The organism is Deinococcus planocerae, from assembly GCF_002869765.1.
GTDB lineage: Bacteria > Deinococcota > Deinococci > Deinococcales > Deinococcaceae > Deinococcus > Deinococcus planocerae.
Genome location: NZ_PNOR01000060.1, coordinates 1 through 14,327, shown reverse-complemented (window position 1 = coordinate 14,327; position 14,327 = coordinate 1). Strand labels below are relative to the sequence as shown.

General features: G+C 69.6%; 10 protein-coding genes. 6 read left to right on the top strand and 4 right to left on the bottom strand.

The features are described 5' to 3' along the window. Positions 1-1,609, top strand: a 1,609-nt coding sequence (locus A7B18_RS20110; RefSeq protein ID WP_146009622.1) for a putative bifunctional diguanylate cyclase/phosphodiesterase, incomplete at its 5' end; no start/stop codon positions are given. Positions 1,610-1,675: 66 nt separating this feature from the next. Further along, positions 1,676-2,713, top strand: coding sequence for a tyrosine-type recombinase/integrase (locus tag A7B18_RS20105; protein ID WP_102128460.1), 1,038 nt, complete (start codon positions 1,676-1,678; stop codon positions 2,711-2,713). Positions 2,714-3,263: 550 nt separating this feature from the next. Here the strand turns inward: A7B18_RS20105 and A7B18_RS20100 are convergent. The 4 genes from A7B18_RS20100 to A7B18_RS20085 all read right to left on the bottom strand — a co-directional run bounded on the left by A7B18_RS20100 (position 3,264) and on the right by A7B18_RS20085 (position 9,025). Further along, positions 3,264-3,581, bottom strand: a complete 318-nt coding sequence (locus tag A7B18_RS20100) for a carboxypeptidase-like regulatory domain-containing protein (RefSeq protein ID WP_180970272.1) — start codon at positions 3,579-3,581, stop codon at positions 3,264-3,266. Positions 3,582-3,621: 40 nt separating this feature from the next. Then, a complete protein-coding gene (locus A7B18_RS20095; protein WP_219722164.1) occupies positions 3,622-4,482 on the bottom strand; it encodes a trypsin-like serine peptidase in 861 nt (286 codons plus the stop codon). 728 nt (positions 4,483-5,210) lie between these two features. Next, complete coding sequence (locus A7B18_RS20090; RefSeq protein WP_102128458.1) at positions 5,211-7,565, bottom strand: hypothetical protein; 2,355 nt, start codon at positions 7,563-7,565, stop codon at positions 5,211-5,213. Between the two features lie 536 nt (positions 7,566-8,101). After that, complete coding sequence (locus A7B18_RS20085; RefSeq protein WP_102128457.1) at positions 8,102-9,025, bottom strand: LysR family transcriptional regulator; 924 nt, start codon at positions 9,023-9,025, stop codon at positions 8,102-8,104. Positions 9,026-9,466: 441 nt separating this feature from the next. On the opposite strand from A7B18_RS20085, the gene A7B18_RS20080 reads away from it, so the two are divergent. From A7B18_RS20080 to A7B18_RS20065, 4 genes are all read left to right on the top strand, one after another. Continuing rightward, positions 9,467-11,248 (top strand): S8 family serine peptidase, encoded by a 1,782-nt coding sequence (locus A7B18_RS20080; RefSeq protein WP_219722163.1) that lies wholly within the window; start codon positions 9,467-9,469, stop codon positions 11,246-11,248. A 34-nt stretch (positions 11,249-11,282) separates the two neighbouring features. Then, positions 11,283-12,368, top strand: coding sequence for a hypothetical protein (locus tag A7B18_RS20075; protein WP_146009621.1), 1,086 nt, complete (start codon positions 11,283-11,285; stop codon positions 12,366-12,368). A 6-nt stretch (positions 12,369-12,374) separates the two neighbouring features. Next, entirely contained in the window at positions 12,375-12,698 is a 324-nt protein-coding gene (locus tag A7B18_RS20070; RefSeq protein WP_146009620.1) for a hypothetical protein, read from the top strand. Positions 12,699-13,141: 443 nt separating this feature from the next. Further along, a partial coding sequence (locus A7B18_RS20065) for a hypothetical protein (protein ID WP_146009619.1) occupies positions 13,142-14,327 on the top strand: 1,186 nt, incomplete at its 3' end.

Sequence of the window (14,327 nt, the reverse complement as noted above, 5' to 3'; positions counted from 1 at the left end):
CCTGGCGCTCGTCGTCGGGGCCCCCCGCGAGGACCACGCCAACGGCGTGCGGACGGCCCGCGCGCTGCTGCTGGCGGTCCTGGCCGCCGTCTTGCTGTTCACGCTGCTGCCCATGCTCCTCGTCGAGGGGCTCTTCCTGCGGCGCCTGGGCCGCTACCGCCAGCAGGTCGAAACCCTGCTGCGCCGGGGCCACCTGAGCACCCGCTTCCCCACGTCGGGCGGCGACGAGCTGGGCAACCTGGGCCAGGCGCTCAACGCCCTGCTCGACCAGACCGAGCGCAGCCAGGAACGGCTCGCCCAGCAGGCCGCCCATGACGAGCTGACCGGCCTGCCCAACCGGCTGGCCTTCGGGCGGACCCTGGGCGACCTCCGGGGGCGCGGCGAGCCCTTCGCGGTGGCATTGATCGACCTCGACGACTTCAAGGGGATCAACGACACCCTGGGTCACGAGGTCGGCGACGAGGTGCTGCGTCTCGCCGCCGCGCGGCTGACCGGGGCGCTGCCCGCGGGGGCCCTGCTCGCGCGGCTGGGCGGCGACGAGTTCGCGGTGCTGCTTCCGGGGGTGGGCGCCGAGGACGCCAGCGCCCGGACCCGCGCCCTGCTGGACACCCTGGCCGCGCCCCTGCCGACGGGCACCGTCACCCTGTGGGTGCGGGCCAGCGCGGGCGTGAGCTGCTGGCCGCAGGACGACACGGACGAATCGGCCCTGCTGAGGTACGCCGACCTCGCCATGTACCGGGCCAAGGCCACCGGGGGCGGCGTGCAGCGGTATCACGCCGGGCTCTCACAGGACGCGCAGCGCCGCAGCGAACTCGAGCGCAGCCTGCGTGGCGTCCTCGGGCGGGGCGAGCTGTGGTTGGCCTACCAGCCGGTCGTCGAGCTGGGGTCGGGCGCGGTCGTGGGCTGCGAGGCCTTGCTGCGCTGGCAGAGCCCGGTGCACGGGGCCGTGTCGCCCGCCCAGTTCATCCCCATCGCCGAGGAGCGTGGGCTGATCCATGAGATCGGGGCGTGGGTACTGCGCGAGGCCTGCACGCTCGCGGCCCGCTGGCAGCGGGGGGGCCGGCCCCTCAGGGTCGCGGTGAACGTCAGCGCCGTGCAACTGCGGGGCGCCCACTTCGCGCGGGACGTGGCGGCCATCCTCCGCGACACCGGGCTCGCCCCGTCGCTGCTCGAACTCGAGGTCACCGAGACCGCCGTCATGGCCAACCTCTGTGCCGCCACCGCGCAGCTCACCGAACTCCGCGCCCTGGGCGTCTCAGTGGCCCTCGACGACTTCGGCACCGGGTACTCCAGCCTCGAGCTCGTGCGGGAACTGCCGCTCGACAAGCTCAAGCTCGACCGCTCCTTCGTCATGGGCGCCGAGCGCGACCCCCGGCGGCAGGCCATCGTCGCCTCCATCCTGCACCTGGCGGGCGCCCTCGGCCTCACGGTCGTCGCCGAGGGCCTGGAGACCCCCGAGCAACGCGAGCTGCTCCTCACGCTGGGCTGCCCGCTCGCCCAGGGCTACCTCTACGCCCGCCCCCTGGACGAGCGGGCCCTGGGGGAGTTCCTCCGGGACGAGCGGCGGCAGGCGGGTGCGACAGAAGTAAACATAAGTCGCGTTGTGTAAACTTCTGGCGATGTGCGACCAAGCGAGAGGCTTACTCCTGGGTGGTTGGTCGGCGGGAGAGTCGGCATGACGCTGGACGTGTCCCGCTCGGACCTGGGCGGGCGGACCCGCGAGTGGCTGGCCCTGCACCCGGACGAGCGCCGCCGCCGCGCCGTCCAGGCCTGTGCCGTGAAGGACGCCGGGGTGCTGTGGAGCCTGACGGAGGCGCACCTGGGCCTGTACGGGGCCAGCGGCCTGCTCGCCAGCCCTCACACCTTCAGCGCCTACCGCACGGGGGTGCGGCAGTTCGCCGAGCATGCCGAGGCGAACGCGCTCAACCTGCTGCGGCTGAGTCAGGACGACGCCCAGGCCTATGTCCTCGCGCTGCTCGCCCAGGGCCGCAAGGTCGCCACCGTGCGCGGCAAGGTCGCCGCCGCCAGCGCGCTGTACCGGGCCTTGCGCTGGGCAGGTGCCACGGAGGCCCAGCCGTTCGTGGGGGTGCGGGTGCCGAAAGATCACGAGCATCCCCTCACGAAAAATCCCCCGTACTCGGCGGCGGTGCTGCGCCGGGTGATGGGCGGGGTCGAGGAACGCCTGCTCGCGGCCCGGGGCCCGGAGCGCGTCACCCTGCTGCGGGCGCGGACGTTGCTGCTGCTGCTCTCCCACACCGGCCTGCGCATTCAGGAGGCGCTGGACCTCGCCTGGGACGATGTGCACCTCGACGAGGACGATCCTTCCCTGACGGTGCGCCGCGGCAAGGGGCGCCGGAGCCGGGAGGTCATGCTCTCCGACCGCCTGGTGTCGGCCCTGCGCACGGAGCGGGGGTTGCCCCGGCGCCGCTCCCACGCGGCGGGGATGGTGCTGCCCTTCCGGACGCGGGCGGCGGCGACGAGGCTGCTGAGGCCCCTCTTCGACCGCCCGGGAGAGTTTGACGGGCGGGGCCAGCCTGTGACGGACTGGCGGGGGTGTCACGCCTTTCGCAAGCACACCGGAACGCGGCTGTACGAGGCGCTGGGAGACTTCGCGGCGGTGGCGGAGGTGCTCGGGCACGCGGACATCAACACCACCCGCGCCTACGTTCGCGTCGCCGGGGGGCGGGCGGGCAAGGTCATGCGCGACTGGTGAGGTTCGGGGAGCGCGCGTGAGCATGAGAGGGTCTCCGGCCACCCGGCCCGGCGGATGGGGGCAGACCTCGAGGTTGGCTCCCGGTCGGTTGACTGTTGACCCACGCCCCGTTCCGGCGCAGGCTGAGGCACCACAGTCCGAGACCGCCGAGCGCAGGGACTCAGGCATGGGTTCAGCCGCCGGGAAGCCGGGAGTCGGGCGGCCACTGGACGGGCCGGGGCGCGCTTATCCACCGCGTGCCCCGGCCCCCCGCATGACAGAAGACGGGTCCGCCAGCTCGTCATGTTGAGACGGGAGGCCAAGGGTGATTCACCCTGCCCGTCGCCCCCGAGTGTGACCGCCCAGCCTCGCACGCTGGCCTCCAAGGGTCACCAACGCGGCGGCGTGTACGCTCGGCGGACAGGTCCGGGTCGGTCGCTTCCCGGGTCAGGTCGAGGTGGCTCCCGGGTTGGGCCGCGCAGCCGCAGGACAGAACCTGACGAAAATAAGCAGTCACGAAGACGCCCTGACCGGACCACAACATCTCGCAGGCTCGGTTCCCGTGGACCCCTCATGGTTGAGGCTTCAACTCGATGTTCAGCGGCACCAACCGACCGCCTGTGGCCTTGACCGACGCCTCGCCCGTGCCCAACCCTTCGGCCATGAACCCCACGCGGTAAGTCCCAGCGGCTGGGACTGTCAATGAGAAGGAGCCGTCCTCATCCGTCAACACGGCCACGTCGGAAACGGGCACCGGACTGTCGATCACGTAGACCCTGGCCCCAGCCACAGGCTGGCGCTGGGCGTCGTGGACACGTCCCGAGATGACGCTGGGGACCGTCACGTTTTCCTGGTCCTTCCCATGCAGGAGGACGGCGGCAGCCAGCATGACCAGATCACCGGCCCCTGTGCCGAGAACAGGTTGCCGCTCACGCCTTCCACGTACGCATGTTGTTGAACACTGGAGAGGTGATTCGCGTGCCAGAGTTCGTCGTCGCGCCGCCGTAAGCATGGATAGCGAACGCGTAACGCTGACCGTTCACGATTCGGTACACGGCACTGCCGCTCTGCCCACCCGCCGTGTCGATATCGTAGTACACCTTTCGGCTGTTCACGGAGGCGATTTTGCGCGCGTCGTACCACTGCGTTCCGGCGGCCTTGTCCCCCGGGTAGCCGGAGACGTTGCCCACAGAGGCGCGCAGATCGGCATCGGAATACGCGCCGAAGCCCAACCAGCCGACCGTGTTGCCCAGGTCGGTAGGCGTGATGATGGCGCCGTAGTCGTAATTCTCGTCTCCCCCGTTCGTCCAGCCGGAGACGGTGCGGAAGTTGGTACTCGTGACCGAGCCGTACGGAAGCGAGTTCCCGTTGCGTCCTGGCATCACCTGAATGCTCCTCACCCAACCGTCGCGCCCAGGAACGCCGCTGTTCTTGATGTACACGACGTGGCCTGCGGTCATCAACGTGTGCGGCCCGATGAACCACCCGGTGCCGATCCACCGTGAGCCGTCCGCCGCCGTGATGAGCAGCGAGGCGAACGCGCGCCACGGGTAGACGGAGGTGGTGGTGATTTGCCGTCGGTCGTCCGGGCCGTGGACGGTCTCGCTCAGGGGAGGCGCCACCCCAAAGGAGGCTTCGCCTATGTCGCGCAGGTTGTCGAGGTCGGGCACATGGACGGAAGCCGCGGTCAGGGCTTCGCCCGGGCGGTAGCCTTCGACCGCTTCCAGGTCATCGCTCCCGGCCTCGTCCAGGGCGCCTCCCGCCTCACCCGGTGAGGGCGGCTGCATCACGGATTTGCGTGGAACGACGCCCTCCTCTTCCGTTTGGTTCGAGATCGGAGTGTGACCATTCTGAGCAGGGGTGGTCTCGGGTTCATCCGGCCTGGTCAGGGTTGCCATGAGGGGTCCTCCTTCGGACGTGCGGAAGACGGCGGCTTTCTCGAAGCAGCAGGTGTGCACCCGTTCGCCCTGGAGAAGGCCGTGTTTCAAAGCGGCTGCTCGTGGTCTGGGCTCAGGCGTGAGTGCCCAGTCCGACCTCTCAGGAACACATTCTCCGGGCCATTCACCTCCGTTTCTGCCTGCTGCGGCGTCTCCAGGTGCAGGCCACCTAGGATGGCTGCGCAAGGAAAATCCAGGGATGAGGTCGCTTCCTCTCTACGCCGCCGCCCCAGCGTGAACGCCTGTGCCTCTTTTCGCCAATACTTTTTCTGGATGAGCGTCACCGTTCCGGGTATGGGCACCGGACGAGCGGGAGGCGTGTCCGGCACCGACCGCGGGGTGGGCGTCTCGCGCTGCCGTCCCACACCGGTGGTGCCCCGTGCATAGCCCCATGAGGGCGTGGAAGCTCACCGGGGAGCCCCGCTTCCCCAGGTGCACGTCCCTGGAGAGCGGCGGGAGAGAGGCCGGCAGATCCACGCGGTGCGGTGAGCTGGGGAGGCGTCGCCCCAGCCGGCGTTGCGGGCGTTCGCTTCACGGCAGGGTCAGGGGCCTCACCCGCGCCGTGGCGGTCGGGCAGATGATCACCGCGCGGGCCACCCTTCACTTCGCAGCCGCGGTTGACCGAAGTGCTCTTGCTCACCCCCTGGGGGTTGAAGGGCCCAGCCTGCCTGCTCGAGCACATCCAGGACCGCAATGCCGCTGGGGGAAGCGTCCTCCCCGGGAAAAGACGCGACACCTGAGCCCCCGGAGGGAGGCCACGCGCGCGCGGTCTGTTGAAGCGGCGTCTCGCCCGGAGGCTTCACGCCGCTGGCCGTTGGCATGGGCGGAGCCACCTGGTGAAGGTTCCGGGCGCCCCGGAGGGCACGGTCGGCCAGCCGGACTTCAGCGGTTTCCTGGTCGAGGAGGGCCGTGTCGGCCTGATATCCGAAGACGTCGCTCGCTTCCCGCTTGCCCACCACACGCAACAGGACCGAGGTCATCGTGGGGGCGTCGTCATCGAAGCCCCCGTGGGCAGTGGCGTCGGAGCAGGCGTCATCCGGCGCGTCGCTGCGGGCGGTGATGTAGGCGCCGCCCCTGGCCTCGATCTCCTCGCGCAGCGTCTGGCCGTCCGGTCCGAAGGCGGCGTCCGCGTGGCGGGCCAGGCCAAGCAGCGGCACCTCTCCTGAATCGCCGCGCTCCAGGGCGCGCGCGACGAGGTACAGCAGGGACTTGTGGTAAACGGAGACCCCCCCGGCCCCACACACGTCGTCGAGCTCGCGCTCGTCGCTGAGCGCAAAGACGGCAAAGTGCCTGACCGTTTTGCCCAGGTGAGGCAGCACCTGCTCCCGGAACTCGTCGACCCGCAGGGCCGGGGCAAGCAGGGCCACCGACTCCACCGTGAGCCCGGCCTCCCTAAGGCGCTCGAGCAGCGCCGCGTGGAAGACGGCGCCCGCGCTGTGCCCGACGAGATGCACCGCGACCTCTTCGGCCCCGTGCCGCTCGACGTAACGCCGCAGGCGGTCGACCACCAGCGACGCGCCCGGCATGATCGCCATCCCGTCACGTGCGTCAGAATCCGCGGGCGGCCACTGGAGCCGCCGTGGGTCCTCGATGGGGATGGAGGCCGCCCGCGCGTTTTCTTTCATCTCGTCCCACATCCAGCGCAGGGTCTTGCGGGAGAGGCCCTCCACCAGGCGGTCGAACTGCTCAACGAGGTCGAAGCCCAGGCCCCCGGCGGGAAGGCGTCCCCGCGCCGTGTCCACGAGGTGATCGACGAGCGTCTCTGCGGGGCCGCTTTGCCAGGCCAGCGACACCGGGTAGACGCGGTTGTTCAGCCACCAGTTCAGGTGCTTGTGCGCGATCTTGAGGCCGTCCGCCTCACTGACCAGGCCGCCGTGGGCGTACAGCAGGACGTGCCGGCGGGCCGCGGTCCCCTCCCGCCGCCAGAGGTCGTGACGTTGTTGCATCTGCCGGAAGATGGCGTCCACCTGGGCCGGCGAGCTGACGAAGTGGCCGCTCGTCGAGAGCCGCCCCCCGTTGCCCAGGTTCACCACATGCGCCGCCAGGCGCTGGAGGTTCGGCCCAGGGGCAGTCACGAGCCTTCTGGCGGTCCCCAGCGCCCCGTGGGTCAGGCCAGCCGTGAACGGGGTGCTGGGCACGCCCGGACGGGCCACCCAGGCGTCGTAAGCCGAGCGCAGCCAGTCGTCGTAGGGGAGGGTCGCGAAGCCGCCCCCACCCCACCCGGACCCCCAGGAGTTCTGCACCAGAAACCCCACCTCGTTGTACCCGACCAGCGCGAACGCGTGCCCCCCCAGGGCGCGGGCGTCCGTGGGACGCGCGATCACGTGCAGGGTCCGCCCCCCCTGGTGCAGCACCCGGGGCTCAAGCCAGCCCTGATGCACCGCCCCCGACACGGCGATGGCGTTCAGTTCGGAAATGGCCGACTGCATGTCGTCGAGGCGATACGGGTTGACGCGGTAAAACGCTCCCAGGGGGCAGCCCCGGCACTCGCGCGCAAAGCCTTCTTCCTCCAGCTCGGGTTCGCACCGCATCCTCAGCTCAGGCCACCGCGACTCGGGCGCCACGCCGTGATGGAACCAGCCCTTGAAAGCCCCCCGCAGGGAGGAACCGGCGTCCTCCTCACCGGGAAATTCGTCGTAGCGGCGCGCGAGGCGGTAGAGCATGTAGGGGCTGACCCTGGGGGGCCGGGCCTGTCCGGAGCGGGCGAGAACGGTGTTGATCACCGCTGCGACCGCGTGACCCGTGCAGGAGTTGCCCTGCTGGCGCAGCACATGCCGCTCGCCGGGACCGTCTCTCTGGTCGAGGGCCGGGGGCAAGGGTTCCAACCTGGGCCGGTACTCCAGGTCGCGCCCGTCAAAGGGATCAGGTGCGGCGTTCAGGTGGATCAGGCCCACCCCAGGCACCTCGGCGACGCCGGCGGGAACAGTCTTGGGCATCTTGAGTCTCCTCCCTCCCGGTGGACCCACCACACGGGGCCAAGGTGCTTGTCGGCGCGCGGGGCGGCCCCGTCCCCGTCCCGGCTGGCAGCGAGACCCCGCGCAAACTGGGACCGCAGGGCTTCAGGCCCCGCTGCTCCATCCGGCGGCGGCGCTCTGGCGGCCAGGCCCACCGCAGGCGAGGCCCACCGGCGGCGGACCCCTTGACTGCCGCGCCCCGAAAGAGCAAGCAGGTGGTCGGCCCAGCACCTGCCGGAAGAGGCCGCACCTCACCGGGGTCCACCGTGAAGGTGATTGCCGTCCCATCATCTGTCTGATTCCTCCTGCGCGCCGCGGTCCTGGAGAGCGCCTTCCACGGCGGGCTGTCGGCGCCGGACCGCTGGGCGAACCGGACACGGGGCAAGCCAGGCCACGCGCTCACGACCCGCACGTCTGCGCGGCACTGGGTCCGCAGCCTTCCTCAGCGTGAGCGGCCACCGCCGTTCCGGCCAATACTTTTTGTGGTCGTTGCGCGCCAGTTCGGGTATGGCGGGGCCTCAGCCGGGGAGGGTCCCCAGCACCTGCCGAGCGCAGGTCAACAGGGCGTGCACCTGCGCGGCGGGTGTGCCGCGCCGCCAGCGCAGCACGAAGTGATCGTCGGTCAGGTGCTCCACCAGGGGCAGCAGCACCACCGGAAAGCTGGGCAGCACGGCCCCGAGCGAGGCGTAGAGCAGACTCACGTATTCCCCGAGGGCCACCAGCGCGAAGCCCTCGGGCATGCTACTCGTGTGCCGGGCCGGCCCGGAGGCGAGCCCCAGGCGCCGCAGGTTCGCGTACGTCTGCTCGATGGCGCCCGGGGCCAACTCGGGGCTGGGCGAGAGCAGGGCGTCGTCGGCGAGGCTGCCGATAGGCAGGGCCGACCACCCGGCCCGCGGGTCGTGCGCGGCGAGCATCACCCGCAGGCGCTCGGGCGGCAACACGAGTTGCTCGAGGCCGCTGGGCGGCGTGTCCACCGGCGCGGGCAACACCTGAATGCCGACATCGACGTGGTGGCCCGTCAGGGCCGCGTCCTGCGCGCTGCCCCCCAGGGCGACGAGTTCGAGCCGGCTGTCTGGCCGCCGCGCGTGATAGGCCCGCAGCATGGCCCACAGGGTGGGGTGGCCGCCGACTTCCACGAAGGGGAGCGCGAGGCGCAGGACACGTGTCTCCTCGGCGGCCACGCGCCGCACGTCACGCAGGCCCGAGCGCCACAGGTCGAGGGTGTGCCGCGCCACGTCGAGGAGGGCCTCCCCGGCAGGCGTGAGGGTGAGCCCGTGGGGGCAACGCACGAAGAGTTCCACGCCGAGATCGCCCTCGAGGCCTTTGATCAGGCGGCTGAGGGGGGGCTGGGCGAGGTGAAGCCGCTCTGCGGCCCGGGTGAGATGACCTTCCTCCGCCACGACGACAAAACAGTGCAATTTGCGCAGGTCGACGTCCCGCATCGTTCCTCCCTCCCAGACCGGCGTCGCAGGCGAGAGTGGTTCTCTTTCATTCTACAAACCTGCCCGGAGTCGTGCCAGGGTGGAAGGGGTCGCGCCCGGCCCTCCCGCACCAGATACCGAAGAGGAAGCCTGGCCTTCAAAAAAGGTATTGGCCGATGCGGCGCGAGGACGCTCATGCTGATCTGGCTGCTCGGGCGTTCTGGGCGGCCAGGCGTCCGAGGACGCTGCCGAGGTGGACCGTGCTCCCCAAGGAGGAATCCCTTGAGCGAGTCAAGCACAGCCGGGAACGAGCGGGGAGCGCCGGATCACGCCGACCAGAAGCGCGTGGGCCGTGCCAAGCCCAAACGGACCAAGGAAAGTTCAAAAGACCGACCCGGTGAGAACGTCGCGGCCCGGTTGGAAGAGGCTGGCGGGGGCCGGGCGAAAGGAGGCGGTGAGGCGATGTCGACAAACGAGGGTGAGCGCATGGAGATGCCGACCGGAAAGATGACCGGCGGGGACATGCCAGGCGGTCAGGGTGCCGCGATGCCGACGGGAGCCATGACCTCCGCGCCGCCGGAAGGCGAACCGGACGGCCAGGACCCCCCTCTTCTGGAGGAGATGCCCCGGGGCGAGATGAACGCAGCCGGGCGTGACCGTCCAGCCACGCCTGGGGAGCCGGAGGAGCTCGAACGCGTGCTGGTCGAGATGGTCGTGCCGCAAACCCTCCAGGGCGTCGGTGCGGCCCAACTGGTCTCGGGCTTCGCGCTCCCCGGCTTTCAGGTGGACACGGACTTTCCTCCCATTCCCAGCACGCCGCCCGCCGCGGACGCCGCCCGCCTCGCCGCCGCGGGGGAACAGACCGTGATCGTGCGCGGCCACGTTCAGAGGGGACGCCGGGCCGAACTGGAGCGGCAGCCCGGCGTGGTGATGGTCTTTACCGACGGCCCCATCGCCCCCTTCAGCGGCCTGCTGGTGGACCTGGCGCCCCAGGGGCTCGTGCAACCGCTCGCCGGAACGGCGCCCTGTCCCATCGGGACGTGCGACTGCGCCCCCGGCACCGCCAAGGGGACGATGGCCGACGTGGCGCGTTACCTCGGGGTCGACCAACTCTGGGCCAAGGGCGTGCGCGGCGAGGGCATCGTGATCGGCATCGTGGACGGCGGGATTACCGCCCTCGGGCGCCCCACACGCCCGGGTGAGACGGCCCGCATCGGGCGCGTCATCGGCGGCTTCCCCGCCGACTGGGGCACCACCGCCGCCGCCTGGGGCGACCACGGCAACATGACCTCGACCGACGCCCTGGGTATGGCGCCCCAGGCGCAGATCTACGACATCCGCATCTCGGACAGCAACGCGATCTCCGCCGCGCTCGCCGGGTTCCAGTGGGCCATCGAGCGTCACCGCGCCGACGGTACGCCCCAGATCCTGTCGAACAGTTGGGGCATCTTCCAGGAGACCTGGGACCGGGTGTATGCGCGCGACCCCAACCACCCCTTTACCCGCAAGGTGGTGGAGGCGCTCGACGAGGGCATCCTCGTGCTTTTCGCCGCCGGGAACTGCGGCGGGACCTGCCCGGATGGCCGCTGCGGTCCCGACACCGGACCCGGGCGCAGCATCTGGGGGGCGAACGGACACCCGCGCGTGATGACGGTGGGGGCAGTCAACCGCGACGAGCAGTTCGTCGGGTACAGCAGCCAGGGCCCCGCCGCGCTCGACCCGGGCAAGCCGGATTTTTGCTCGGTCACCCACTTCCGGGGCTACTTCGCCAGCGACAGCGGCACCTCCGCCGCCACGCCCATCGCGGCGGGGGTCGTCGCGCTCCTGAAACAGGCCCAACCGGCGCTGACCCAGGAGGAGGTCAAACGGGCCCTGCGCGACACCGCCAAGGACATCGGGGCCCCCGGCTTCGACCAGCACTCCGGCGCCGGTATCATCCGCGCCAAGGCCGCCTACGACGCGGTGGTCCGCCCTCAGGTCTGGAGCGGCTGGGAGGATCTGGGCGGAATCATCACCGCAGGCCCGGCGGTGGCCTCATGGGCCCCCAACCGGCTCGACTGTTTCGTCAAGGGCAGCGACAATCACATGCACCACAAGTGGTGGGACGGGACGCGGTGGCGTGGCTGGGAGGACCTCGGCGGCGTCATCGACGACAACCCGGCGGCCGTCTCCTGGGGACCGAACCGCATCGACTGCTTCGCGCGCGGCATGGACAACCACCTGTGGCACAAGTGGTGGAGTTGAGCCGACGCCGGGGTGAAGCGAAAAGGAGGCCGTGATGGCTCAACCAACACTCGCTTCGGGGCAAGGAGAGCGGCAGATCGTGGGGCGTCGCGTGGGCTGGGTCTGGGTGGTGGCGGCGGTGGCGCTGCTCGGGGCCGCCGCCTTCGTCTCCAACCCCGACCGGCTCCTCAGCGTCGTGGCTGGAGCCCCCGCACAGGGCTGCCCTGTGGCGGGCGCGGGGACCCTCGACGCCACGGTACGGGACCGCCTTCCGGTGGGCGGGACGCCGACCACCCTCACCCTGCGGGTGGCTTGCCTCGACCCCCAAGGGCGGACCCGGTTCGATACGGTGGTCTATCCACCGGGCGCGGGCGTTCCCCTGCCCGTCTTCGAGGCGGGCGACGGGGTGCAGCTCACGTACGAATTCCCCGCCGCACCAGCCACCGGGATGAGGGTGCACCGGATCAGCCCGGCAGGCGCGCCGACCACCCTGCTCACCCGCGGGGCCACCCTGGTGCTGGTCCTGGCCGCGCTGCTCGTGGCCGTGCTCGCCTTGCTTCCGCGCGGTTTCAAGACGCTGTGTACCGGCAAGGACGGGCGGATGAGCAACAGTCAGACCCAGGTCGCGCTGTGGTTCCTGATGGTGATCGCCGCGTTTCTCACCACCGTGATCCTGCGGGTAGCGTACGGCGGGCTGTCCTACGCCACGGGCGTGAGTATTCCCGAGAATCTGCTGATGCTCACGGGCCTCAGCGCCCTGGTGTTCGTGGGTGCGCGCGCCCTGACCGAGGCCCAGACCCACCGCGATCCCGCCAGCAAGGCCGAGCAGGACCCGCGGTCCGCGGGCGTCGCGGACCTGTTCCACGACGACGCGGGAAAATTCGAGCTGTCGGACTTTCAAATGATGGTCGTCACCCTCATCGCGGTCCTGGCTTACGCGTTGGCGCTGCTGGGCTGGCTCGACGAGGTCCGGTTCGCCGCGCATACCACCCTGCCGGACGCCAGCGGGACGATCCTGGCCCTGTTCGGTGTGGGTCAGGGTGCCTACCTGGGGCGCAAGTTCATCACGACCCAGACGGTGCCGGACACCCCAGACGCGCAGGGAACCATCGTCCCCACCCCGGCCCCGCGCGACGGGTGAGCCCACGTGGTGAACCCGGCTGTGTGGGCGCTGGTCGCCGCAGGCAAGGTGCACCTGGCAGAGTTGTTGTGCTCGGCTGTCATGACCAACCGCGTGGAATACATCGACGCGGAAGGCCGGGTGGAAGGATTCACGGTCACGTTGCGAGAGTCGCCCACCATCGGGGAGTTCCTGACCCTCTGCGGAGTGCGGCGCAGCGACTGGTGGATCGACGTCGTGCCGCGCCCTGGGCGTGATGGGGTGACGGACGATCTGGTGCTGGCACCGACCATGACGCTGGTCCTCCGGTCCCGCCATGGGGAAGGAAAGTCGGCTGCCGATCTGCCCTGAGCGTCAAAACCGTCGAGCGCTCGGCAGAAGCACTCACGTTTCACACCCTGGGGGGAAAGAGAACACCGGGCCGACGCTCCGTGTCTCCTGCTCCTGCCCCAGCCTCCCGACCCGGCCAGGCTGGGGGCGGCGCGCCTCTCCTTGGGGAGGAGCCAGGGCCTCTAGGGGGTCGGCCAGTCCGACCCCGGGACACCAAGTGGAAAAACCGCACCGCGGTGCGGGTCGCAGACCAGGCTGACGGCGGCCTGCGGGCGGGAAATGCCGTTTCTTTCCAGGCCGGCGAGGTCGTGGACGCGGGAGCTGAACGGCGGGGAGCCCCATGACTCGTGGCTGGCCGTGTCGTGGGAGGTCCGAGGTCGGGGGAACGTCCCTGGGCGAGACCTCTGGGGAGTCCTGTTCCGCCCGCGGTATCCCCACGAAGTCATTGAGGAGGTGCACAGGTTATGCAACTCTCAGAGATCCGGAGGAGAACGAACTCACGGCTGCGCCCGTGGCCGCCCGGAAACATCATCTTGACCCATCTGTTGGTCGCCGTGTTGGCCACCCTGGTGCTCGGCGCCCTCTCGAGGAACCCAGGTGGTGAGGGCTGCCTGGCCTCTGCCGTCCTCGGCCTTTGTGGTCAGGAGTTCTTCAGACAACTGCTCATTTGGGGTCTTTTCCTCTATTCCCTGATCATCAGCGCCTCCCTCTTCGGGTTCAAGCCCGAGAATATGGGCAGCGTGGTTGGCGGCGCCTGTGCCCTGTCGGTCGCCATCAGCGTTCTTCTGGCGTCGAACCCAGCTCTCCCAGCGGACTTGAGGCAACACCCGCAGAGCTTCTGGGACCTCCTCTACATCATGTTCGTCGGTCGCCAGGTTCTGCTGGCGCTTCTGCTCGTCGCCGTTGCCACAGTCGCCGTCTTGTCGGTCGCCCTGCTCCGAAGGACCTTGACCTTCCACAGTGGCGGCACTGGCTTACAGATCAAGTTGCCCGGTCAGGTCGTGTACTTCCTGCCTATCTACCCGCAGATGTCCTGGCAGAACACAGGAATTCGCCTCCGCAGCGGCGAGCGGATAGACATCGAGCTGACCGGTTATGTCTCTCCGGGCGCTAGCGGTGACATGGAACAACTGCGCAGACACATGGATGAGCTGGTGGAATGGCAAAGGGAGAATCTGCCGGATTCCCAGAAACCGGTGCTGCCGGAATCCGTGATCTGGCCCTACTCCACCCCGGTCGGCTATACGGACGCTCACTACGGCCCGAATAGCCTGCACGGGGCCCTCAAGAAACACAAGCTTTATGGAAATAAGGAGCGGTATTACCTGGAAGATCGAGGGCTCACCGTCATGGGCCAACCTCACAACAGGGTCTTCGGACTGATCGTTTCCGGCGGCGAAGACAAGCCACGTGAGGCCATCGGAACAGGAGCTGCCTACAACTGGAACTTGAAGGAAGATCAGGAACAGCTCCTGTGCTTGTCACATGAGAGCTACCCTCAGCAGATCGACGTCAAGAAATCAGCTCAGGAGTTGCACCTGCATAACGACGGGGAAGCGCTCCCAGCCGAGAAAATCTGGGAGTGTCTACGTCACAGATTCTGGGGGAGCGCGTCCGCATTCTGGCAGATGAGTTCCTGGCCGTTCCAAC

Coding starts and splice junctions, on each gene's coding strand:
- A7B18_RS20105 (WP_102128460.1), top strand. CDS start 1,676: ATGACGCTGGACGTGTCCCGCTCGGACCTGGGCGGGCGGACCCGCGAG.
- A7B18_RS20100 (WP_180970272.1), bottom strand. CDS start 3,581: ATGCTGGCTGCCGCCGTCCTCCTGCATGGGAAGGACCAGGAAAACGTG.
- A7B18_RS20090 (WP_102128458.1), bottom strand. CDS start 7,565: ATGCCCAAGACTGTTCCCGCCGGCGTCGCCGAGGTGCCTGGGGTGGGC.
- A7B18_RS20085 (WP_102128457.1), bottom strand. CDS start 9,025: ATGCGGGACGTCGACCTGCGCAAATTGCACTGTTTTGTCGTCGTGGCG.
- A7B18_RS20080 (WP_219722163.1), top strand. CDS start 9,467: ATGTCGACAAACGAGGGTGAGCGCATGGAGATGCCGACCGGAAAGATG.
- A7B18_RS20075 (WP_146009621.1), top strand. CDS start 11,283: ATGGCTCAACCAACACTCGCTTCGGGGCAAGGAGAGCGGCAGATCGTG.